Origin of the sequence: Stenotrophomonas sp. 169 (genome assembly GCF_014621775.1) — a bacterium.
GTDB lineage: Bacteria > Pseudomonadota > Gammaproteobacteria > Xanthomonadales > Xanthomonadaceae > Stenotrophomonas.
In genome coordinates this window covers 234,750-257,573 of sequence record NZ_CP061204.1, presented here as the reverse complement: position 1 = coordinate 257,573, position 22,824 = coordinate 234,750, and the positions used below count along the sequence as shown (strand labels likewise).

Annotated in this window: 18 protein-coding genes; 9 read left to right on the top strand and 9 right to left on the bottom strand. The window is 66.2% G+C overall.

The features are described 5' to 3' along the window. The first annotated feature begins 54 nt into the window (after nt 1–54). Together ICJ04_RS00990 and ICJ04_RS00985 are read left to right on the top strand one after the other, a co-directional pair. Complete coding sequence (locus ICJ04_RS00990) at nt 55–1,020, top strand: LysR family transcriptional regulator (protein WP_188325718.1); 966 nt, start codon at nt 55–57, stop codon at nt 1,018–1,020. 276 nt (nt 1,021–1,296) lie between these two features. Next, the gene (locus tag ICJ04_RS00985; protein ID WP_188325717.1) at nt 1,297–2,211 is read left to right on the top strand and encodes a LysR substrate-binding domain-containing protein; all 915 of its coding nucleotides are present in this window, start codon (nt 1,297–1,299) and stop codon (nt 2,209–2,211) included. A gap of 102 nt (nt 2,212–2,313) precedes the next feature. Here ICJ04_RS00985 and ICJ04_RS00980 read toward each other — a convergent pair whose 3' ends face one another. Next, nucleotides 2,314–3,567: an MFS transporter gene (locus ICJ04_RS00980; protein WP_188325716.1), complete on the bottom strand. Its 1,254-nt coding sequence runs from the start codon at nt 3,565–3,567 to the stop codon at nt 2,314–2,316. Nucleotides 3,568–3,895: 328 nt separating this feature from the next. Next, nucleotides 3,896–4,522 carry a signal peptidase I gene (gene lepB / locus ICJ04_RS00975; RefSeq protein ID WP_188325715.1) on the bottom strand — a complete coding sequence of 209 codons (627 nt, stop codon included), beginning with the start codon at nt 4,520–4,522 and terminating at the stop codon, nt 3,896–3,898. A gap of 327 nt (nt 4,523–4,849) precedes the next feature. Between lepB and ICJ04_RS00970 the strand changes: the two genes are divergently transcribed. After that, nucleotides 4,850–5,296 carry a 3-dehydroquinate dehydratase gene (locus ICJ04_RS00970; protein ID WP_188325714.1) on the top strand — a complete coding sequence of 149 codons (447 nt, stop codon included), beginning with the start codon at nt 4,850–4,852 and terminating at the stop codon, nt 5,294–5,296. A 177-nt stretch (nt 5,297–5,473) separates the two neighbouring features. On the opposite strand, the gene ICJ04_RS00965 is transcribed toward ICJ04_RS00970, so the two are convergent. From ICJ04_RS00965 to arfB, 3 genes are all read right to left on the bottom strand, one after another. Further along, nucleotides 5,474–7,645 carry a M3 family metallopeptidase gene (locus ICJ04_RS00965; protein ID WP_188325713.1) on the bottom strand — a complete coding sequence of 724 codons (2,172 nt, stop codon included), beginning with the start codon at nt 7,643–7,645 and terminating at the stop codon, nt 5,474–5,476. 114 nt (nt 7,646–7,759) lie between these two features. Next, a complete protein-coding gene (locus ICJ04_RS00960; protein ID WP_188327157.1) occupies nt 7,760–8,320 on the bottom strand; it encodes a lysophospholipid acyltransferase family protein in 561 nt (186 codons plus the stop codon). A gap of 45 nt (nt 8,321–8,365) precedes the next feature. Further along, nucleotides 8,366–8,797 carry an alternative ribosome rescue aminoacyl-tRNA hydrolase ArfB gene (gene arfB / locus ICJ04_RS00955; RefSeq protein WP_188325712.1) on the bottom strand — a complete coding sequence of 144 codons (432 nt, stop codon included), beginning with the start codon at nt 8,795–8,797 and terminating at the stop codon, nt 8,366–8,368. 135 nt (nt 8,798–8,932) lie between these two features. Between arfB and ICJ04_RS00950 the strand changes: the two genes are divergently transcribed. Then, on the top strand, nt 8,933–9,454 hold the full coding sequence (locus tag ICJ04_RS00950) for a DUF2059 domain-containing protein (protein ID WP_188325711.1): 522 nt from the start codon (nt 8,933–8,935) through the stop codon (nt 9,452–9,454). A 196-nt stretch (nt 9,455–9,650) separates the two neighbouring features. Here ICJ04_RS00950 and ICJ04_RS00945 read toward each other — a convergent pair whose 3' ends face one another. Further along, complete coding sequence (locus ICJ04_RS00945; RefSeq protein WP_188325710.1) at nt 9,651–12,503, bottom strand: pitrilysin family protein; 2,853 nt, start codon at nt 12,501–12,503, stop codon at nt 9,651–9,653. Between the two features lie 430 nt (nt 12,504–12,933). Between ICJ04_RS00945 and ICJ04_RS00940 the strand changes: the two genes are divergently transcribed. Further along, entirely contained in the window at nt 12,934–13,407 is a 474-nt protein-coding gene (locus ICJ04_RS00940) for a hypothetical protein (RefSeq protein ID WP_188325709.1), read from the top strand. Nucleotides 13,408–13,528: 121 nt separating this feature from the next. After that, entirely contained in the window at nt 13,529–14,008 is a 480-nt protein-coding gene (locus ICJ04_RS00935; protein WP_188325708.1) for a tRNA (cytidine(34)-2'-O)-methyltransferase, read from the top strand. A gap of 346 nt (nt 14,009–14,354) precedes the next feature. Here ICJ04_RS00935 and ICJ04_RS00930 read toward each other — a convergent pair whose 3' ends face one another. Together ICJ04_RS00930 and ICJ04_RS00925 are read right to left on the bottom strand one after the other, a co-directional pair. Then, nucleotides 14,355–15,518 carry an acyl-CoA dehydrogenase family protein gene (locus ICJ04_RS00930; RefSeq protein WP_188325707.1) on the bottom strand — a complete coding sequence of 388 codons (1,164 nt, stop codon included), beginning with the start codon at nt 15,516–15,518 and terminating at the stop codon, nt 14,355–14,357. 47 nt (nt 15,519–15,565) lie between these two features. After that, complete coding sequence (locus ICJ04_RS00925; RefSeq protein ID WP_188325706.1) at nt 15,566–16,261, bottom strand: polymorphic toxin type 15 domain-containing protein; 696 nt, start codon at nt 16,259–16,261, stop codon at nt 15,566–15,568. A gap of 340 nt (nt 16,262–16,601) precedes the next feature. Between ICJ04_RS00925 and ICJ04_RS00920 the strand changes: the two genes are divergently transcribed. Both ICJ04_RS00920 and ICJ04_RS00915 read left to right on the top strand, forming a co-directional pair. Further along, nucleotides 16,602–18,278, top strand: a complete 1,677-nt coding sequence (locus ICJ04_RS00920; RefSeq protein ID WP_188325705.1) for an electron transfer flavoprotein-ubiquinone oxidoreductase — start codon at nt 16,602–16,604, stop codon at nt 18,276–18,278. Between the two features lie 48 nt (nt 18,279–18,326). Beyond that, entirely contained in the window at nt 18,327–18,710 is a 384-nt protein-coding gene (locus ICJ04_RS00915; RefSeq protein ID WP_188325704.1) for a c-type cytochrome, read from the top strand. 119 nt (nt 18,711–18,829) lie between these two features. Here the strand turns inward: ICJ04_RS00915 and ICJ04_RS00910 are convergent, their stop codons facing one another. Further along, nucleotides 18,830–22,039 carry a transporter substrate-binding domain-containing protein gene (locus ICJ04_RS00910; protein ID WP_188325703.1) on the bottom strand — a complete coding sequence of 1,070 codons (3,210 nt, stop codon included), beginning with the start codon at nt 22,037–22,039 and terminating at the stop codon, nt 18,830–18,832. Between the two features lie 117 nt (nt 22,040–22,156). Between ICJ04_RS00910 and ICJ04_RS00905 the strand changes: the two genes are divergently transcribed. Then, on the top strand, nt 22,157–22,795 hold the full coding sequence (locus ICJ04_RS00905) for a response regulator transcription factor (protein WP_188325702.1): 639 nt from the start codon (nt 22,157–22,159) through the stop codon (nt 22,793–22,795). Nucleotides 22,796–22,824 lie beyond the last annotated feature (29 nt).

Below are 22,824 nucleotides of genomic sequence, written 5' to 3'. Positions count from 1 at the left end.
GACAAAGCAGATATTGCAATGCGTTGGATAAGTTGCGCTTATACTCATGACACGATGTCCACGCGACCACCGCCAAGTCCTCGTTTTTCCTACAAATCCGACCGGTTGAAACCGCTGCGGGCGTTCTGCCAGACGGTGCGACTCGGGTCGGTGTCACGCGCCGCGGAGGCGCTTTTCGTCAGCCAGCCGGCGATCAGCCAGCAGTTGCAGGCGCTGGAGCGCGAGCTGGGCGTGGTGCTGTTCGAGCGCAGTGGGCGGCGTCTGGTTCCCAGCCGCGAAGGCCAGTTGCTGTTCGAGATGGCCCAGCCGCTGGTGGAAGACCTGGACGGACTGGAGGCGCGGTTCCGCGACAAGGTCAGCGGCATGGACGCCGGCGAGCTGAACATCGCGGCCAACAGCTCCACCATCCTGTACCTGCTGCCGCGCATCATCGAACGCTTCCGCCAGCTGCACCCGGACGTGCGCCTGACCCTGCACAACGCCATCAGCGCCGACGGCACCGACCTGCTGCGCGACGATGCCGTGGATCTGGCCGTGGGCTCGATGACCGACGTGCCGGCCGACCTGACCTACGCCCCCGCCTACCGCTTCGAGCAGATGCTGATCACCCCGCACGACCACCCGCTGGCGCGCGGCAAGCTGAGCCTGGAGGCGATCTCCCAACACCCGCTGGTACTGCCACCGAAGCGCCAGATCACCTACCGGCTGGTGGACCAGGTGTTCCAGCGCCACCGCCTGCCTTATACCGTGGCGCTGGAAGTCGGCGGCTGGGAAGTGATCAAGCAGTACGTGGCGATGGGGATGGGCATTTCCATCGTCCCGTCGCTGTGCCTGAATGATGCCGACCCCCACAAGCTGGTGGCGCGTTCGATGCGCGAGTGGTTCCCCGAGCGCAGTTATGGCGTCATCGTGCGGCGTGGCAAGGCATTGTCGGCGCAGGCGCGCGCGTTCGTGGAGATGATCCAGCCGGAGCTGTTCTCACCGCGCGAGTACGACCAGAGTGGGCATTCCGAGCGCTGATAGCGACGACGGCGGCGCTGGTGCCGCTGCGCGAGGTACTGGCGCTGCGCTTGGTGCTGGCGCTGCGCTACCCCGCGCTCGGTGATGGCGCTGCGCTGCTCTGCACTTGGTGCTGGCGCTGCGCTGCTCCGCACTTGGTAGAGCCGACTTCAGTCGGCTGCTTTCCGGTCAGCCGACTGAGGTCGGCTCTCCCATCGGCTGCTCCCCGCCAGCCGACTGAAGTCCGCTCTACCCTCGGCATCGCCTGACGGGTCTACGGTTACCTACAATGCCCCCATGTCCATCGAACTGCGCCATCTCCGCTATTTCCTCGCCGTGGCCGACACGCTGCACTTCGGTCAGGCCGCCGAGCGGCTCGGTATGTCTCAGCCGCCGCTCAGCCAGCAGATCCGCCAGCTGGAACACCTGCTCGGTGCGCCGTTGTTCGTGCGCAGCCATCGGCGCGTACAACTGACCGAAGCCGGCGCACTGCTTCAGGCAAAGGCGCGAGCCATCCTGCAGCAGGTGGACGTCGCAGTCGACGAGGTGCAGCGCGTACAGCGCGGCGAACAAGGCGAACTGCACATCGGCCTGACCCGCGCCACCCCCTTGGTGCCGCAGATCCCCCGCGCGATCTTCGGTTACCGGGAGCGCTTCCCGCAGGTGCGCTTGCAGCTTCGCGAAATGAATACCCTGCAGCAGATCGACGCGTTGCTGGAGAATCGACTGGACGTGGGCATCATCCGCAAGCGCGTGCTGCCGGCGGAACTGGTGGCGCGCAGCCTGTTCACCGACCCACTGGCGCTGGTGCTGCATCGCGACCACCCTGCCCTGCGTGGACGTGACCCCGCGACGACCGTGCTGCCGCTGAAGCAGTTCGCGCACGAGCCCTTCGTAGGTTTCCACCGCAGTGTAGGTGCCGGCATCCACGATCAGATGATTGCCTTGTGTGCGGCAGCCGGGTTCACCCCGCGCATCGTGCAGGAGGCCGGTGAAGCATCAACACTGATCAGCCTGGCCGCCGCCGGACTGGGCGCGGCGATCCTGCCTTCGTCGTGCGACCACATACAGATTGAAGGCGCATGTTTCGTGGCCCTCGGCGACCGCGGTGCCCATTCGGAAGTACAGTTGGTGTGGCGGCGCGAAGGCATCACCCCGTTGATCCGCAATTTCACCGCACTGCTGCAGGCGGAGTTTGGTAAGTCCGGTTGACGACGGCCGGTAGAGCCGACTTCAGTCGGCTTGCAACATCGCGCGATCACCCAAGGGCAGCCGACTGAAGTCGGCTCTACCAAATGCAATGAGGGGCGCCGCTCAGGCCATCGCGGGGCAGCGCCACAGGCGCCAGGCAATGCCGGCCCCGATCAGCGTGAGCGCACCGGTGAAGGCGCATACGCCCACCCAGTCCCACGCTGTGTACGCCAGCCCGCCCACGGCGCCCAGCACGCTGGACCCGAGGTAGTACGAAAACAGATACAACGCAGACGCTTCGGCGCGGATCGATCCGGCGCGGCTGCCGACCCAACTGCTGGCTACCGAGTGGCCACCGAAGAAACCGAACGTCACCAGTGCGATGCCGAGCGCCATGGTCCACAGCCACGGCATCACCAGCAACACGATGCCCGCAATGATCAATGCATAGCTGATGGAAAGCACACGACCGCGGCCATGGCGTATCGCCTGCTGGCCCATCCACGCCGAGCTGAAGGTGCCGACCAGATACACGCTGAAGATCAGGCCGACGACGGTCTGGCTCAATGCATACGGCGGGGCAAGCAGGTGGTAGCCGAGATAGTTGTAGGTGGTGACGAACACGCCCATCAGCAGGAACGCGGTAGCGAACAGCCACGGCAGCCCAGGGTCCGCGAACAGCTGCCGCCAGCGCGATGGCAACTGGCGCAGCCCGCCGCGTCGGCTCTGGAAGTGCCGCGACGGCGGCAGTTGCATCCACAGCAGCAACGTACTGGCGACGGCGATGATCGATACCACCCCGATGCCCCAGCGCCAGCCCCAGTGGTCGGCGATGATGCCGGCGATCAACCGGCCGCTCATGCCGCCAACCGCGTTGCCGCCGATGTACAGCCCCATCGCCAAGCCCATCGCGCGGCTGTCCATCTCTTCGACCAGATAGGTCATGGCCACGGCAGGCACGCCGCTCAGGGCGACGCCCAACAGCGCGCGCAGGATCAACAGGGTGGTCCAGTCGTCCACCATCGCACTGGCCGCCGACAGCACGGTGGAGGCCAGCAGCGCGGTGATCATGACGTTGCGGCGGCCGATGCGGTCGGAGACAAGGCCGGCGATCAACATCATCACCGCCAGCAGGCCGGTACTGAGCGAAAGCGCCAACGCACTGTTGGCGGCGGATACACCGAAGTGGCGGCTGAACTCCGGCAGCAGCGGCTGCACCGTGTAGAGCAACCCGAAGGTCGAGAAGCCAGCCAGGAACAGCGCGACCGCGGTGCGCCGGAACGCCGGGGTGCCCTGCTCGATGTGGGTGGCCGTCGCTGAAGTGGTGTCCGTGTGGGACGTGCGGTGCGCGATGGCTGCCGCGGTGTCACCGTTCATGGGATCGAGAGGCCACAGAAGTGGCCGGGGTGGGGAGATGACTAGGCTAGACCCCGATCACGAGTCGATCCATAACCTGATCGGTACGGATTGATATGTATTACGTCTTGGTTAGTGGCGGCACGGGTAGGCTGGGGTAGAGCCGACTTCAGTCGGCTGCCCTGGACGCGATGGTCCGGATCCCCGGTCAAAGAGCAGCCGACTGAAGTCGGCTCTACCGTTCGCCGTTCCCCGTTCGCCGTTCGCCGTTCCCCGGCACCCGACATCGGCATCGGCATCGGCATCGGGCATCAGACATCGGCATCCGGCACTCGGCGCGGGTTGGTGGTCAAAGACGCAACCACTCCACCCCTTCGCCGCGCCGGTAATACACCGCGACCGCACGCCCATACACCTTGTCGGCGTCGACGAAACCGAAGAAGCGCCCGTCGAAACTGTTGCCGCGGTGGTCACCCATGACCAGCAGCTTGCCGGCCGGCACCACCACGTCAGCGACATCCGGGCCGCCGCCCATGTCCAGGTCGAGTTGCGCGGTGCGCGTGCCGAACTGCTCGGCGGCCGCCGTGTTGCCGAGCCGCAGCGGCACCCCGTTGATGCTCAGATGGCCGTCGTGTACATCCACCCTGTCACCGGCCACGGCGACCACGCGCTTGATCAGCCGGGTGCCATCGGCGGGCGAATCGAATACCGCCACTTCGCCACGCTGCGGGGTGCCGGTGCTCACCAGCCCGTGCGCGGTGAAGGGCAGCCGCAGGCCATAGGCGCGCATGTCCACCACCACGCGGTCACCGGGCTCCAACGTAGGCTGCATGGAACCGCTGGGCACTACGTAGTGGTTGGCCAACGTGTCACGGGCGGCAGCGAGCAGACCGAGCATCACCACCAGTGGCAGGGCCTCCTTCTTCAGCCAGTGCAGGGCGCGTCGGGTAACGGGGAGGCGGGCAGTGGCGTCCATGGCGAGGCTCGGGTGGGTGTGGGGGTAAGACCGCGGAAAGGCGGTTGGGTTCCCTGGCGGGTAGCGCCGACGGGTAGAGCCGACAGGTAGAGCCGACTTCAGTCGGCTGCCCTTGCGTGCGCTGGAAGCAGCCGACTGAAGTCGGCTCTACCAAGGCAAGCCCCAGGCAAGCTGAAAGCAGCCGACTGAAGTCGGCTCTACCGGGACACTACGAACGCTACGCAGAATTTACGCTGCTGCGCGGTGCGTGCCATGGAGGCGTTACGGGCGGTGCGCGCATTGTGTGTCTACCGCGCCGCAGGCGCACTTGCGAACAAGAGTTGCGTCATGTCGATCTTCATCATCCGGGGGCCAGAAACTGCGGGTGCGCTGATCCGTACCGCCGAGCCGCTGCCGGGGCTGGTACTGAAAACGCTGGTACACCGCGCCGTGGATGCCGGCACCAGCGTGGCGATCCGGGCGTGCGGCTCGGAGCAGGAACTGTTGGATGCGTTACGTGTGGCCGACCACGCGCGTGGCGAGGTGACGCTGCTGGATCCGGGTTCCTGCGCGGACAGCATGCGTCTGCAGCAGTTGCTCCCGCACCTGCATAACGCCTACGTGGAAGTGCATGACGATGGGGCGGTCGCCGAGCCCTGGTTGCCGGCGGGCATGGGGCAGCGGCTGGGGATCGCCGCAGGCTACGGTGCGCAGAGTTACGTGCTGGCGCTGGACATCGCGCTGGACCACCTGGGATTGGCTGAGCAGGCCGAACGCGTGCACGTCGGCACGTGAGCCGAGCGGAAACCGGGTAGCGCCGAGCCACGCTCGGCGAGCGCAGCGCGCGGCCTGTGTCAGGCATCGTAGTGCCGGAACGAAGAGCCGCCGAGCACGGCTCGGCGCTACCAAAGCCGGCACGCGGAAGGGGGCGCAACAGCAGAACGGCGGGGTTTCCCCCGCCGTTCGTTCACCTTACTTCAGCCCGCGGAACTCAAGCAGCGGTTCCACCGACGGGTCCTTGCCGCGGAAGTCGCGGTAGAGCTGGCTCAGCTCGACGCTGTTGCCGCGCGACAGCACCTTGTCACGGAACACCTGGCCGTTTTCGGCGGTGAGGCCACCGTGCTCGGTGAACCAGGCGAAGGCATCGTGGTCCAGCACTTCGGCCCAGAAGTAGGCGTAGTAACCGGCCGAGTAGCCACCGCCCCAGATGTGGTCGAAGTAGGTGGTGCGGTAACGCGGCGGCACCTGCGCCAGATCGACGTTGAACTTCTTCAAGGCGGCAGCTTCAAAGGCCGGCACATCCTGCAGCGGGGCGTCGGCCTTCTGCGTGTGCCAGGCCAGGTCAAGCAGCGCGGCCGACAGATACTCGGTCGTCGCGTAGCCCTGGTTGAAGCTGCGTGCCTTGAGGATCTTGTCGACCAGTTCCTGCGGCATCGGCTCGCCGGTCTTGTAGTTCTTCGCATAGTGGGCGAAGACCTTCGGGTCCAGCGCCCAATGCTCGTTGAACTGCGACGGGAACTCGACGAAATCGCGCGAGGTGGCGGTACCGGCGATGGACGGGTACTTCACGTTGGAGAACATGCCGTGCAGCGCGTGGCCGAACTCATGGAACAGCGTGGTGACGTCGTCGAAGCTCAGCAGCGCGGGCTGGCCGGCCGCTGGCTTGGTGAAGTTGGCCACGTTGTACACCACCGGCTTGGTGCCGGTCAGGCCATCCTGTTCGACGAACACATCCATCCATGCGCCACCGGACTTGCTGTCACGCTTGAAGTAGTCGGTGTAGAACAGCGCCAGCGAGGTGCCGTCCTTGTCGAACACTTCGTACACCTTCATGTCCGCGTGGTAGGTCGGGATGTCGGTGCGCGGCTTGAAGGTGATGCCATACAGCTGGGTGGCGGCATAGAAGACGCCGTTCTGCAGCACGTTGTCCAGTTCGAAGTACGGCTTGATCTGTGATTCGTCCAGGTCGTACTTCGCCTTGCGCACCTGCTCGGCGTAGAAGTCCCAGTCCGATGCGGCCAGCTTGAAGCTGGCGGTCTTCGATGCAGCGCTCTGTTCGTCGATCACCTTCTGGATGTCGGCGGCCTCAACGCGCGCCTTGGCGGTAGCCGCCGGCACGGTGTCGGTCAGCAGCTTCAAGGCAGCAGCCGGCGTCTTGGCCATCTGGTCGCCCAGGTTGTAATCGGCATACGTGGCGAAGCCGAGCAGCTTGGCCTTCTGCGCACGCAGCTGGGCGAGACGCTGCACGGTCTGCTGGGTGTCGTTGGCATCACCGCGCAGGGCACGGGTTTCCGATGCCTTCAGCACGGCCGCGCGCTGCTCGCGATCACTCAGCGAGCCCAGCACCGGCTGCTGGGTGGTGTTCTGCAACGGCAGCAGGAACTTGCCGTCCAGCTTGCGCGCGGTGGCATCGGCGGCGGCGGTGGCGATCGCATCTTCGCTCAGCCCGGCCAGCTTGGCCTTGTCATCCACCACCACGGCTGCGGCGGCGGTCGCCGCCACCAGGCGGGTGTGGAACTGCGTGGACAGCGTGGTTTCTTCCACGTTGAGCTTGCGCAGGCTGGCCTTGTCGGCGTCGTTGAGCTGCGCACCGGACCGCACCAGGCCATCGTAGTAGTGCTCGACCAGACGCGTCTGCACCGGATCCAGGCCCAGCGTGGCGCGCTGGTCGTACAGCGACTTCACCCGCGCGAACAGCTTCGGATCCAGGTTGATTTCATCCTGGTGGGCAGCCAGCTTGGGCGCCACTTCTTCCTGGATCTTCTGGCGCGCTTCGTTGGTATCGGCCTGTACCAAGCCGAAGAAGATGCGCGAGACGCGGGTCAGCGTTTCGCCGCTGCGCTCCATCGCCACGATGGTGTTGTCGAAGGTCGCCGGTTCGCTCTTGTCGGCGATGGCGCGCACTTCAGCCAGATGCTGGCGCATGCCCTCTTCGAAGGCGGGCAGGTAGTCGCTGTCCTGGATCTTGTCGAACGGCGGTGCCTGGAAGGGCAGCGTGCTGGCGCTCAGCAGCGGGTTGGTGGAGGCATCGGCCGGCTGCTGGGCCGGGGCATTCTGGGCTTCGGACACGGGGGTGGACTCCTTGCCGGAACAGGCGGCCAGCGCCAGGCTGATGGCGGCGGCCAGGATGACGGTACGCGACATGCAAAAGGCTCCTAGAGGGGCGATCAGGACCGACCGCCAGCCTTCCAGCCTACTCCCACGCCGTCGCGCCAGCATGTGCCGGACGTGGCGCGTGCGCTGCCGGGGCGTGGCCACTCAGACGGTGCCGCGGGTCTTGCCCACCCACGGCCGGTACCACTCGCGGATGCTGGCCATGTCAGCCGCGTCATTACCGGTGGCGCGGAACAACGGCCCAAATCCGATGATCTTGTCCGGGTAGTGGAAATACGCCGCCAGGATCGGCACGTCCGCCATCCGCGCGATCTTCAGGAAGCCGGCCTTCCAGTTCGTCACCTTCTTGCGGGTGCCTTCCGGGGTGATGGCGTACCACATCTTTTCCGAGCGACGGATCACCGCCACGGCCTGTTCCACCGTGCCCTGCGGCGAACTGCGATCGAGCGGGATCACGCCCAGCTTGCGCAGCAACGGGCCCAGCGGCCACCAGAACAGTGAGGCTTTGCCCAGCACGCGCACGTCCAGGCCCAACGCGAGCTTCACCGCCATGCCCCAATACCCGTCCCAGTTGGACGAGTGCGGGGCGATGATCATCACCACCTTGGGCACGTCGGGCAGCGTGCCGACCACCCTCCAGCCGCGCAGGCGCAGCGCACTGCGGGCGATCCAGCGGATGAAGGCATTCGGCTTTACCTGCGGCATGTTCGGCGGAACGGGTGGCAGCAGCGGTGAGGGGTGGTTCAAGGCTTACTCCCAGTTGCGGGTTGTGCGGCCGCGCTTGACCTGCGCGCGGCCTTTCTTGGCGTCCAGGCGACGCAGGGTCGACCCGTAGGTAGGTTTGGTGGCTTTACGCGGCTTGGGTACGCTGAGTCCGGCGCGGATGAACTCGGCCAACCGCTCGCGCGCATCCTCGCGGTTGCGGTCCTGGGTACGGAAACGCTGCGCATCGATGACCAGCACGCCTTCGCCGGTCACGCGTCGGTCGCGGCGCACCAGCAAGCGCGCACGCAACGGTTCCGGCAGCGACGGCGAGCCGGCCAGGTCGAACCGCAGCTCCACCGCGGTCGATACCTTGTTGACGTTTTGGCCTCCTGCGCCACTGGCACGCACGAACCGCTCGACGAGTTCATCGTCGGGGATCACGAGCTGCGCGGAGATGACGACTGGTCCATTACCCATGTGCCCATTGTAGCGGCTGGCGGTGACGGTTGGCTGTCGGCATCGCGGGCCGTTCCACCGCGATCAGGGGCTCAACACGCCGCCTTCGCCAGATAGCCGGGTATGCTGGCCAGATCATCCATCCAGGACGTCCGCATGATCCGCTTCTCCCGCCACCTGCCACGCGCCGCCCTGTTGCTGGCCCTCGCGCTTGCGTCCCTGCCTGCGCTGGCCGCGCCGCCGTCCGATGGCGACATCAACCGCCTGCTTTCAGCCTCGCGCGCGCAGGCCATGCTTGATTCCATGCTGCCGCAGATCGAAGCGATGCAGCGCCAGCAGTTCGACCAGATCACCCAGCAGCGCCAGCTGAGCCCGCAGCAGCAGGAACAGCTGCAGCGCATCCAGGTACGCACCGGGCAGACGTTGAAGCAGGCCCTGTCCTGGCAGCAGCTGCGGCCGATGTACGTGGACCTGTACAAGCAGACCTTCAGCAAGGAAGACGTGCTGGCCATGGCGGAATTCTATGAAAGCTCCGCGGGACAGAGTCTGCTGGACAAGACCCCAGCGCTGATGCAGAACGTGATGGTGGCGATCCAGACCCGCATGCAGCCGCTGTTCGTCGACCTGCAGAAAGACCTGGAAACGATCGTCAACGAGCCGGTGCCGGCAAAGAAATAACCCCGCACGGTGTGTGACCGGTAGAGCCGACTTCAGTCGGCTGCCGCATTACAGGTAGAGCCGACTTCAGTCGGCTGGGCCTTGAAAGGCAGCCGACTTCAGTCGGCTCTACCGATCCAATCCAATCCAACCCAATCCGATCCGATCCGGTCCCATCCGGAAGCAGGGTGACGACCAAGGTCGCCACCCTGTTGCATTACTTCGCGGGCTTCACCGGGTTGCCATCGGCGTCGATCACGCTGACCTCGCCCAGCTTCAGCGCGCGCACGGCCGCCTCGGTCTGCTTCAGGTCACCGACCACCACCCATGTCAGCGCATCCGGCTTGATCGCCGCGGCGGCCTGCTGCACCTGTGCCGGGGTCAGCGATTCGATCTCCGCCTTGCGCTGGAACACGTAATCGTCCGGCCGCTGGAACTGCACCATGCTGCCGATCGTGCCCAGTACCGAGCTCGCCGTTTCATACGCACCCGGCAGGCTCAGGGTCTGGATGTTGCGGATGCGCTGCACTTCAGCGGCGGTTGCCGGCTTGCTGCCATTGGCGAACTCGACGATCTCCTTGCGCATCTCCGCCAGTGCCGGACCGGTCTTGTCGATCTGTACCGGCGCCATCGCCATCCACGGCCGCTGGCCGACGGTGCTGCTGGCACTGCTGCGCGCGCCGTAGGACCAATGCTTTTCCTCGCGCAGGTTCATGTTCAAGCGCGAGGTGAAGTCACCGCCAAGAACGCCGTTGGCGATATCGAAGCGGATCGAACCCGGGTCCACCGACGACGGCACGACCTGACCGGCGAACAGGTTCGCCTGCACCGCACCGGGCTGGTCGATCAGGAACACACGGGCGGTGCTGGGCAGCGCGACATCCACGGCCGCCTTGACCTTCGGCGCCGGGCCTTCCGCTTTCCAATCACCCAACTGACGGTTGAGCAGCGGCACGATTTCCTTCAGGGTGGTGTCGCCGACCACGATCAGCGTGCCCTCTTCCGGACGCAGCCAATCGCGGTGGAAGTCCACCAGATCGTCGCGGGTCAGGCTGGCGATGGCCGCCTCGTCACCGCTGCCGGTGAACGGAATCGCATACGGGTGACCCTTGCCGTACAGCAGCGGCGGCAGCACGCGCATCGCTGATGCGGTCGGGTTGGCCTTCTCCTGCTTGATGCCGGCAATCCAGCTGCCCTTGACCCGGTCGATCTCCGACTGGTCGAAGCGCGGCTGGCGCAGCAGCGTGGCATACAAGCCCAGCGACGGTGCCAGGTTTTCCTTCAGTGCGGACAGATCCACCGTGCTGAAGTCCAATCCGGCGGATGCGCCCAGATCCGCACCCAGCGCATCGGCCGCATCGGAGAACGCCAGCGAACCCAGCTTGCCGGCTCCCTCGCTCATCAGGCCCATGGCGAAGTTCGCGGTGCCCGGCTTGCGGTCCTGGTCGGCACTGAACCCACCCGGGAACTGGTAGCTGAACTGCACGACGGGGATTTCATGACGCTCGGCCAGGATGACCCGCGTGCCGTTCTTCAACGTAGCGCGCTGCAGGGCCGGGAACTTGAGCTCCGGGAACGTCTTGGTCTGCGGTACGCCCGCACTGCGATCGACCTGCGCCGGCAGCGTGCTGTACTTGGCATCCGCGGCCGGCAGCTCGAACGGCTTGGGGCTCTGCGAGGCTTCTTCTTCCAGCACCACGCGATCGCCGGGCTCGACGATCAGCGTGTGGCTGCCTTTGCCCAGCCACTTGCCACCGACGGTGCGCAGCTGCGCGACCGTGGCGCCGTCGATGTTCTTCAGCGAGTCGCGGAAGCAGCCGGGGTCGCCGGTGTAGACCGTGCATTCGGCCAGGGCGTCCGCCTTGCCACCGAAGCCCCCGATGCGCTCGATGCCGCGGATGAAGCTGGCGCGGAATGCGGTCTTGGCGCGGCTCAGCTCTTCAGCGCTGGGACCCTCGGCCACCAGACGGTCGATCTCTTCGTCGATGATCGCCTCGACCTTGGCCGGGTCCACGCCCTGCTTCACCGTCGCCATGACCATGAAGTTCGAGCCCAGCTGCGAGGCGTACGCGCCGGCGCTGATGTTGTCCACCAGCTTCTCTTCGTGCTCCAGGCGCTTGGCCAGACGCGATGATTTCGCACCGCCCAGCACCTGACCGAGCAGCTGCAGCTGGTCGACGTCGGCGGTACCGACTTCGGCGACGTTCCAGGCGCGGTAGATCCGCACCTGCGGCACCTTGTCGGTCATGGTCTCGCGGGTATCGGCAGGACGCACGGCGACGTCCACCTGCGGCTGGGCCATCGTCGGGCCGGCCGGGATGCTGCCGAAGTACTTGGCCACCTTCTCTTTGGCGGTGGCCAGATCGATGTCACCGGCCAGCACCAGCACCGCATTGTTCGGGCCGTACCAGGTGCGGAACCAGTTCTTTACGTCATCCAGCGAGGCGGCGTTGAGATCGTTCATCGATCCGATGACGCTGTGGTGGTACGGGTGCCCCTTCGGATACAGCGCACGGTTGAGCTGCGTCCACACCTGCCCATAGGGCTGGTTCTCGCCCTGGCGCTTTTCGTTCTGCACCACGCCACGCTGTTCATCCAGTGCGGCCTGGTCGATGGCCCCCAGCAGGTGGCCCATGCGGTCCGATTCCATCCACAGCGCCATATCCAGCGCCGTGGTGGGCACGTTCTCGAAATAGTTGGTGCGGTCGGTATTGGTCGTGCCGTTCTGGCCGGTGGCACCGACCTGCTTGAAGGGCTCGAAGTACTCGCCGTCGTGGTTTTCGCTGCGCTGGAACATCAGATGTTCAAACAGGTGAGCGAAGCCTGTGCGGCCTACCGGCTCGTCCTTGCTGCCCACGTGATACCAGACGTTGACCGCGACGATCGGCGCCTTGCGGTCGGTATGCACCACCACGCGCAGGCCATTGGGCAGGGTGAACTGCTCGAATGGAATGTCGACCTTGGCCACCGCAGCCGGCTTGGCGAACAGCGGGGCGGGCGCCAGCCCACCGAGCGCTGTGGTGAGAGCGACAGCAAGCAGTGCAGTGCGCGGGCGCAGTCGGGATGTCATTCCGGATCCTTGGTCATCTGAGTGAGGGCCGATGCTAGCGCGTTGGGCGCTACCCCGGCATCGGCCAGGCGTCACGTTCCGCTGCGGCTTAGGTAGAGCCGACTTCAGTCGGCTGCGGTGTGGGGTAGAGGCAACCGGTAGAGCCGACTTCAGTCGGCTGCGGTCCAAGGCAAGCGGACTGAAGTCCGCTCTACCTGCGGACAGGTGTCCGGACGGCGGACAGCACAGCCACTCGCCAAGCCATTGAACTTAAACAACTAAAACATGGCACGGCGATTGCTGTGCCTTACCTGCACCAAGCCAGCGATCAAGCTCAACCTGACTGAAAGCTGAACGCAAGTAAAAAAGCCCCGATTGTTCTTGCAACCCCAGTTTTGGTGTACTACCTTACTACCACACCACCGCCCACACACACTAAACAGGCCCCGCCATGAACACCAAGATCCTCGCCATCGCCATCGCCCTGATCGCCGGTACGGCTGTTGTTTCTCCGGTGCAGGCTGCTCCCTCCATCGCGACCCTGCAGGCCGTGCAGGTTCGCCCCGACACGGCGCAGCTGGCCCAGCAGGCATGGGAACGCAGCAGCACCATCCCGACGCTCGCTGCCGTGCAGGTGCGCCCCAGTGCTGACCAGCTGGGCGAACAGAATGTCGTCGTGCTGGCCCCAGCGGTCGCCGCGCCGATCACCACGCTGGCTGCCGTCGAAGTGCGCCCCAGCCTGGAGCAGAAGGTCGCCTTGGCCGCCGAGTTGCAGGCCGAGCGTTACACCGTCGCCCTGGCCACGGCGGCCAGCGCGTTTGCCAACAACGTGATCGTCAACCTGCCGGTCGTGCAGGTGCGCCCGAGCCAGAGCGAGCTGCAGGCGCTGGCGATGGAAACCGCGATGGTGCTGGTGCGTCCGTGAGTTCACGCCTGATGGCTGTCGCTGCGCCTCACCGGTTGTTGATCCCCTGAAAGCCGGGCTCCCTTGACCCGAGAGGACCCGGCCAGCCGCGAAGTTCCGCGCCGCGCATTACACTGCGTCGATGAGCCAGGTCCCAACGTTCCACGTCGTGCTGTTCCAGCCTGAAATACCGCCCAACACGGGCAACATCATCCGTCTTTGCGCCAACACCGGCGCGCAGCTGCACCTGGTCGAGCCCTTGGGTTTCGCACTGGATGACAAGCAGCTCAAGCGCGCCGGCCTGGACTACCACGAGTATTCGCGGCTGCAGGTCCATCCGGATCTGGACACCGCCCTCGCGCGCATCGCCCCGAAGCGCCTGTTTGCCCTGAGCACCCGTGCAAGCGTGCGTTTCGACAGCGTGCCCTTCGCCGATGGGGATGCGTTCCTGTTCGGTCCGGAGAGCCGCGGCCTTCCGCAGGACATTCTGGATGCGCTACCGGGTGGGCAACGCCTGCGACTTCCCATGCGCCCGGACAACCGCAGCCTCAACCTGTCCAACACGGTGGCGGTGGTGATGTACGAGGCGTGGCGGCAGCACGGGTTTGCCGGCGGGGTGTGAGGTTGGTCGAACGGGTGAGACCCCCTCGCGGTGGGCTGCTGCGAAAAGCGGATTACGTGTTGGGGGCCGGGCGGTGGGGCGGGGCGGGGGACGGCAAAAGCCGCTCCTGCGTGCCTCGTTTCGCGCCATCCGTGGCGCTCAACGCCCCCGCCCCGCCCCACCGCCCGGCCCCCTGACGGGTTCCGTGGCCGCCCGCCGCGTATGAAAAAAAGAGAAAAGCGGTAGCGCCGACCCGTGGTCGGCGAGCGCAGCGGGCCGTTGGCGGGAACATTCCGCCGACCATGGGTCGGCGCTACCGCAGGCGTTGTTGACGCGTCGGGGGCGCGCGAAACAGCGCGGCTGATGCTCAGAACGCGTTGAGCCCGGTCAGTTCGCGGCCTATCACCAGTTGGTGCACGGTTTCGGTGCCTTCGTAGGTGATCACCGACTCCAGGTTCAAGGCGTGGCGGATGGCGGCGTGCTCGGTGGTGATACCCGCCGCGCCCAGCAGGTCGCGGCACTCGCGGGCGATGTCGATCGCCATGCGGCAATTGTTCCACTTGGCCAGGCTGACCTGCTGCGGCTGCACGGCGCCCGCCTCTTTCAGGCGACCCAACTGCAGTGCCAGCAGCTGGGCGGTGGTGATCCGCCGCGCCATCTTCGCCAGCTTGATCTGTGCACTCTGGGTGGCCGCCAACGGGCGCCCGAACAGCTCGCGCTCCTTGGCGTAGGCGATGGCTTCGCGCAGGCATGCGATGGCTGCGCCGATCGGCCCCCAGCTGATGCCGTAGCGCGCCTGGTTCAGGCAGCCCAGCGGTCCCTTCAACCCCTTTACCCCACCCAAGCGGTTGCCGTCCGGCACCCGCACATCATCGAAGAACAGCGCACCGGTCGATGAGGCACGCAGGCTCATCTTGCGCAGGATCTCCTGCACGCTGAAACCGGGCATGCCCTTCTCCAGCACGAAGCCCTGCACACCTTCGTCGGTCTGCGCCCACACGATCGCCAGATCCGCGATCGGCGCGTTGGTGATCCACATCTTGCTTCCCGTCAGGCGCCAGTCGTCGCCATCACGAACCGCACGGGTCTTCATGCTGGAAGGGTCCGATCCGCCATGGGCCTCGGTCAGGCCGAAGCATCCGATCAGCTCAGCGCGCGCCATCGCCGGCAGCCAGCGCTGACGCTGCGCCTCACTGCCGTAGGCGAAGATCGGATACATGCACAGCGAACTCTGCACCGACACGAAGCTGCGCAGCCCCGAGTCGCCACGCTCCAGTTCTTGGCAGATGAGCCCATAGGCCACCGCATCCAGGCCGCCGCCGCCCAGCTCCGTCGGCAGGGTCGCACCGAGCAGGCCGAGGCCAGCGATCTCCGGCACCAGCTCGATCGGGAATCGTGCCGCATCGAAGCAGTCACCGATGATCGGCAGCACGCGCTGGTCGACGAAGCGTGCCACGGCATCCTGCACGGCGCGCTCCTGCTCACTCAGCAGGGAACGGACATCGAACAGATCACACGGATCAAGACTCATCGAGCACACCGGCAGCGTCATGGGAGCAGGCTGCATTCTGCTCGTTATCACGTGTCACGCACCAGCATGCCATTCATGTGCGTCTCGGCCCGGACGGCTTCCGGCACGGAGGATGCCGCCGCGTCCAGTTGCTGTACACGGGAGGGCAACCTACCCCGCATCAGGTTCCACTGCCGACCTATGGTCGAGTTCACCTGGCCATCGCCGAAGTCGGCGATGACATCATGGCCACCGGCGATACGATCGGGATTGTGCAGGGCATGCAGCGAGCGCATCTGCCGGTCCGCGTGGGACTGCGCCTGCGCGGTCGCGTCAGCTTCCCCGCCCCCCGCATGCGTCAGTGCTTCGCTACGGGCCTGCACCAGTTTGCTGCGCCAGGAAGCGCGCGCGCGGCGGGCCACCTGCGGATCACGACCTGCCGGGCTGAAGCCGGCACGCGCCTGCAGATATTCCGCCACCGTCAATGCGTTCAGGCCTGCCTGCTGGCCAGCCAACTGCCGATCCAGCTCGACAAACTTCGCCGAGGGCAAGCGTTGCGTGGAGAAACGCAGACACGTGCAGGGCATCTGCGATGCGGTCCCACACCGCAGTCGGTCATGCAGGCGCAGCAGCAGACACGCCAGCACGGCGTACACCGATACCCCACGACAGTCCGCCGGCGTATCTGCTGCTGCGAGGAGGGGCGAGGCGATGTGCAGCGCATACGACGGCGATACATCGCGGACAAAGAGCTCCTGAGCCATCGCACGTCCCCCTAATCCCACTGGACATGACCAGCCTAGGAAGGAACGCTGTCGCGAGGGGCGATGCTGTGCTCAAAACGTCTGGGCTTCTGTACAAACGATCAGATATGACAAATCGAGCCATGCGGCCTATCCCGTGGTCCTGCACGGCGTGGTCCTGTCACCCCGCTCGATCTATTGCGCTGCAGCATTCCCACGCCGACGCGCCCGGCTGGCCGACAGCCGCCACTACCGTTAACCTGATGGATTCAAACACCCGTTTCGCCGTGGCAGCACGCGCGTTTTCCAGGCAACCGTCGCCCCGTGTTGGAGGGCGGCCTACCCAAGAGTCAGGTTATCCATGAGCGCTGAAGCCATCGAACTGCCCGCCCGCGAAGTAATGGAATTCGACGTCGTGATCGTCGGCGCCGGACCGGCGGGATTGGCCACCGCCATCCGCCTGCGCCAGCGTGCCATCGAAGCCGGCAGCGAATTGTCCGTCTGCGTCCTGGAGAAAGGGTCCGAGCCCGGCGCGCACCTGCTGTCCGGCGCGGTGATGGATCCGCGCGCGTTGTCCGAGCTGTTCCCCGACTGGGCCGAGCGCGGCGCGCCGTTGAAGCAGAAAGTCACCCGCGATGAGTTCCTGTTCCTCAGCGAGACCGGTGCCCGCACCACACCCAAGCCGTTGCTGCCGGAATGTTTCCACAACGAAGGCAATTACATCGTCAGCCTGGGCGAAGTGGGCCGCTGGCTGGCGCAGCAGGCCGAAGCGCTGGAAGTGGCCATTTTCCCCGGCTTTGCCGCGGCCGAGGTCCTTTACGGCGATGCCGGTGAAGTGATCGGCGTGGCAACCGGTGACATGGGCATCGAGAAGGATGGCAGCCGGGGTCCGAACTTCGAACGCGGCATGGCCCTGCATGCCAAGTACACGGTCTTTGCCGAGGGGTCGCGCGGCCATCTGGGCCGCCAGCTGATCGCCCGCTACCAGTTGGACCAGGGCAAGGACCCGCAGGCCTACGGCCTGGGCATCAAGGAGCTGTGGCAGATCGATCCGGCCAAGCATGAGCCCGGGCTGGTGGTGCATGCCGCCGGCTGGCCACTGGATGGCAACACCTACGGTGGCGCCTTCCTGTATCACGCCGAGGGCGGCAAGGTCTCCATCGGCTACGTGGTCGGCCTGGATTACAAGAACCCCTGGCTGAGCCCCTTCGAAGAGTTCCAGCGCTTCAAGACCCACCCGGCCATCCGCAAACACCTGGAAGGTGGCAAGCGCATCGGCTACGGCGCCCGCGCGATCACCGCCGGGGGCCTGCTGTCGCTGCCGAAGACGGTGTTCCCCGGCGGTGTGCTGGTCGGTTGCGAGGCCGGGTATCTCAATGCCAGCCGCATCAAGGGCAGCCACGCCGCGCTGAAGACGGGCATGCTGGCCGCGGATGCCGCCTTCGATGCGCTCGCCGCGGGTCGCCAGCACGATGAACTGACTGCCTATCCGCAGGCCTTCGAATCGAGCTGGCTGCACGCCGAACTGCAGCAGTCGAAGAACTTCAAGCAGTGGTTCAAGAAGGGCCAGACCGTGGCCACCTTGATGACCGGTATCGAACAATGGCTGCTGCCCAAGCTGGGCATCCGCAACGCGCCGTGGACGCTGCGCCACAGCACGCCGGACCACGCCTGCCTGGAACCTGCCGCCCAGCACACCCGGATCGATTATCCGAAGCCCGATGGCGTGCTCACCTTCGACCGTCTCAGCTCGGTGTTCCTCAGCAGCACCAATCACGAGGAAGACCAGCCGAGCCATCTGACGCTGAAGGATCCGAGCATTCCGGTGCAGGTGAACCTGGCCGAATACGCAGGGCCGGAAGCACGTTACTGCCCGGCCGGCGTCTATGAATTCGTCGGCGCGCAGGGCCAGGAGCGGCTGCAGATCAACGCGCAGAACTGCGTGCACTGCAAGACCTGCGACATCAAGGACCCCACCCAGAACATCGTATGGGTGACACCGCAGGGCGGCGGTGGCCCCAACTATTCCGGCATGTGATGCAGACCGGGTATGGGTCCCCGCGAGGGGACCCACCCGGATTCCGCCATGCGCACCGTCTTCCTCGCCCCCTTGCTGCTGTCCCTTGCCGCGTGCGGCGCGCCGGTTCCGCAGGATCCTGCACAGGCCGCGGCGCTGGAGCGCGAACGCGCCTTTGCGCTGTGCGCGGGCTGCCATACGGTGCAGGCGGGCGGCATCCATCGCTACGGACCGAACCTGCACGGCGTACTCGGCCGACGCGCTGGCAGCCTGCCCGACTACGCGTATTCCGATGGCATGCGGGCGGCTGACATTGTGTGGAGCGCGGAAACCCTCGACGCATTCCTGCGCTCGCCCAGTACCCGCGTACCCGGTACGCGCATGTACAACGCGTTTCCCGATCCCGAACGGCGCCGGCTGGTCATCGAGTACCTGCAGCACAACGCGCAGTGACCCCGCCGCGTGCCACGTCAACCGGTAGAGCCGACGTGCGTCGGCTGCTGGTCCGGAGTCGCCCTCGGTAGAGCCGACTTCAGTCGGCTGCTGGTCCACGGTGCCGACTGAAGTCGGCACTACCCGGTCGGCACTACCGGGGGCGGGTCGGTGGGGTGCAGCCAGCGCAGCAGGCACTCGCGCAGGTGGGCCAGTGACAGCGGCTTGGTCAGCACTTCATCCATGCCCGCTTCGCGACAGCGGCGCAGGTCCTGCTCCAGCAGGCTGGCGGTCAGCGCCACCACCGGCAGGCGCGCCCCGCCCTGGCGCTGCTCGCGCTCGCGCAGCAGGCGGGTGAAGGCGTAGCCATCCATCACCGGCATGCGGCAGTCCGTGATGACCAGGTCGAATGCTTCACCCTGTGCGGAAGCAGCCAGCATCTGCAGGGCCTCCCGTCCGTCACTGGCAACGGCGTGGGCCACGCCCAGCTGCTCCAGCCGCCACGCCATCATGGCCTGCGCGGTAGGGTGATCTTCCACCACCAGCACCCGGGCCTGTTGCAGGTTGGCAGGCAACGGCGGCACGCTGCCCGGGCCCGGCAGCGCGGCGGCGATGTCGTCGTCACTGGCCACCGGCAGCTGCATCAGCACATCCACCTCGGTACCGCTGCCCAGCGTGCTGTGCACCAGCAGGCGGCCGCCCATCAGCTGCACCAGGCGCTGGCACAGGGTCAGTCCCAGCCCCGTCCCGCCCACGTCACGCGTGACCGGCACGTCGCCCGCAGCGAACGGCTGGAACACACCCCGCAACTGACCCTGGTCCATTCCCACACCGGTATCGATGACCTGCAGGCGCAGGTCCTGCAGGCTGGGCGAGCTGCCTTCCAGCACCTCCACCCGCAACAGCACCGTGCCGGTGTCGGTGAACCGGATCGCATTGGCAAGCAGGTTGCCCAGCACCTGACGCAGCCGCAGGCCGTCCACCTCATGGGCGGTGGCCAGGCGCGAGTCGATGTCCAGCCGAAGTGCCAGCCCTTTGCGGGTAGCCGCTTCATCGAACTGCCGCTGCAGCGATTCCAGCAGAGGCTGCAACGGCAACGGCAAGGGATCCAGGCGCAGTGCACCGGCGTCGATCTTGGCGTAATCCAGAATGTCATCGAGCATGCGCCGAAGCGACTGCGCGGCCTGCTCGGCCTCGGCCAGATGGACGCGCTGCTGCGGCTGCAGCGGCGAATGGGCCAGGATCTCCAGCATGCCCAGCACGCCGCTCATCGGCGTACGGATCTCATGGCTCATCGTCGCCAGGAAACGCGCCTTGGCATCGGCCGCCTGCTCGGCGGCGGCGTTGGCCTGGGCCAGTGCGTCGGCTTGGCGGTGGGCATCGGTGATATCCACCCAGTACCCGCTCCACGTCACCGTACCGGCATCGGTGGCATACGGCTGCGCCTGGCTGCGCACCCACCGCGAGGGCTCGGCGGTGGTGCGGAACTCCAGCGACAACGGCAGGAAATCGCGCGCCGCGTGGGCGATCGCGGCCTCCACCTGCGGCCGGTCGCGTGCGTCGATGCAGTCCAGCAGCGCCGCAGCCGACGCCATCGCCACCTCCTGCTGGATGCCGAACAAGGCCTGCATGTCGCCGGCCACGTACGGGAATCCCAACGTACCATCGGCGGTGCGGCGCATCTGGTAGACGATGGCCGGCAGGTTGCGGGTGACATCGGCCAAGCGCTGCTCCAATGCACGTCGGCCGGCGACTTCGCGCCGCAGCCGCCAGTAGCCGAGCGCATGCACCAGTAACGCCGTCAGCAGCACCAGTACGATCGGTACCGCCCAACGGGCCGCAGTGCGCCAGTCGGTCCCACTGCGGTATTCCACGGCCAGCCAATCGTTGCGCAGCGCTTCGCGTTCACGCGGGCCCATCTGTTGCAACAGGCGATCGAAGCGCGTCGCCAAGGGGGCGTACTCGCGTTTCACCGCCAGCGAAAGGTGATCGTCGAAACCTGCGGGCGCGGCCACCTGGAGCTGGCCGGGGAAACGCTCACGCAGCAGGCGATCGACGATGGCCAGGTTGCCGATGTACGCCTGCGCCTCACCATCCAGCAGCCGCTGCAGTGCCTGCTCGGCGCTGCGCGCGGCCAGGATGCGGGCCTGCGGTGCCTGCTGCAGTACCTGCGCACGCAGGCGTTCGGGATCGGACAGCAGCACGCGCTTGCCGGCAAGGTCGCCCATCTGCAGCACGGTGCCGCTGCCGGGTCCGGTGACGATCACGTTCGGCACGCTGATGAAGGGCTGGCTGAACACCCAGTCGGTGCCGAGGTAATGCGAATCGGTGGGCACCCCCATCACCGCGTCGAGGCGGCCGCTGCGCATCTTCTCGCGCAGGTCGAACCAGTCATGGCTGCCCTCCACGTCCAGCGTGGCACCGGCCTGGCGCAGCCGCTGCAGGTACTCGCTGGCCAGCCCGCTGGGCGCGCCGCTGCCATCGGCGTACGACAACGGCGCGGCATTCGGCGCAAAGCCCAGCCGCAGCGGCGTGGACAGCGCGCGCCGCTCGGCCTGGTTGAGTGCCTGCCGTGCCGGATCGGACCATACCGGTACGCGCAGCCAGCGGGCCGCGCGCTCGGCGCGCAGGGAAACGGGCTGGCGGGCCATCGCCTCGTCCAGCGCTTCCACCAGCGGGGCTTTCGACAGCGGCACGCCGAAGTGCAGCGACTCCACCGGCAGATCACTGGGCCGCAGCAGGGCGACGTTGTCCAACCCATGGGCCTGGATGAGATGACCGGCGACGTAGGCGTTGCCGATGAACACATCGGCCTGGTCCTGCGCTACTTTCCGCAGCGCATCCAGGGTGGTCGGCACCGCCATCAGGCGCGCGCGGGGGAACCGTGAGCGGATCTTTTCCTGGGTCAGGAAGCCCTGCTCGCTGACCACGCGCAGACCGGACAAATCCGGGTCGTCGGATGCACGCAGATCACCGGGACGTCCCACCACGGCCAACGGTGCGTCCGCATAGGCACCGGTGTAGGCCAGACAACGCGCCGGGTCACTGCTCGGTGCGACGTTCATCACAATGTCGATCTCACCGCGGCAGGCCGCCTCCAGGACCTGCGCCCAGCTGGGATAATGGCGGTAATGCAACGTCACCCCCAGCCCCGCAGCCAAGGAGGCCAGCACATCCGGTGCAAGGCCACGTACCTGCGCGCCCTCCACATACTCCAGCGGAGGCCAACCGCTGTCGTAGACCCCCACCGAAAGCTGGGGATGCGCTGCGATCCATGCCTGGGTGTCACCACCCGGCGAACGCGGGACGGACCACGCCGACGCCGTCAGCAGTGACAGGACGATGCCCATTCCCCACCGCCTGCCGTGAGCCAGGATCGTCCGCACCAGGTTCGTTCTCCATGAAATAGGGATATCGTCGATGCCTGCTTTCCACCCAACCCATGACACCCGGGGCCATACTAGAGCATGACGCTTCGCATCATCATCGCTGACGACCATCCGGTAGTACGGATCGGCGCCCGCTCGGTCATCCATGACAGCGGCGTCGGTGACGTCATCGCCGAAGCGGCCACCGCCCAGGATCTGCTGACCCATCTGTCGAACCTGCCCTGCGACGTACTGGTCACCGACTACTCGATGCCCGACAGCAGCGTGCCCGATGGCTTCGCCATGATCAGCATGATCCGCAGGCGTTATCCGCAGCTGCCGGTGCTGATGCTGAGTGTATCCAGCAACCTGGCGATCCTGCGCATGGTGCGCGACGCCGGCGTGCTGGGACTGGTCGACAAAGGGTCGTCGATGGACGAACTGCCGGTCGCCATCCGCACGGTTCACCGCGGCCTGCCTTACATCAGTCACTCGTTGAAGGAACGCGTGGAAATGACCGGCAGCAGTGCCATGGTGGAAGGCGAGAGTCGCCCTTTGTCACCGCGCGAGGTGGAAGTGCTGCGCCTGCTGGGCAAAGGCATGACCGTGAAAGAGATCGCCAACATGCTCCATCGCAGTGCCAGCACGATCAGCCGGCAGAAGGGCGATGCGATGTTGAAGCTGGGCTTGAACAGCGACGCCGAACTGTTCGACTACCTGCGCAACGGCCAGCTGTAAGACGCTGACCGCCGCAGGCGGTGACTCCC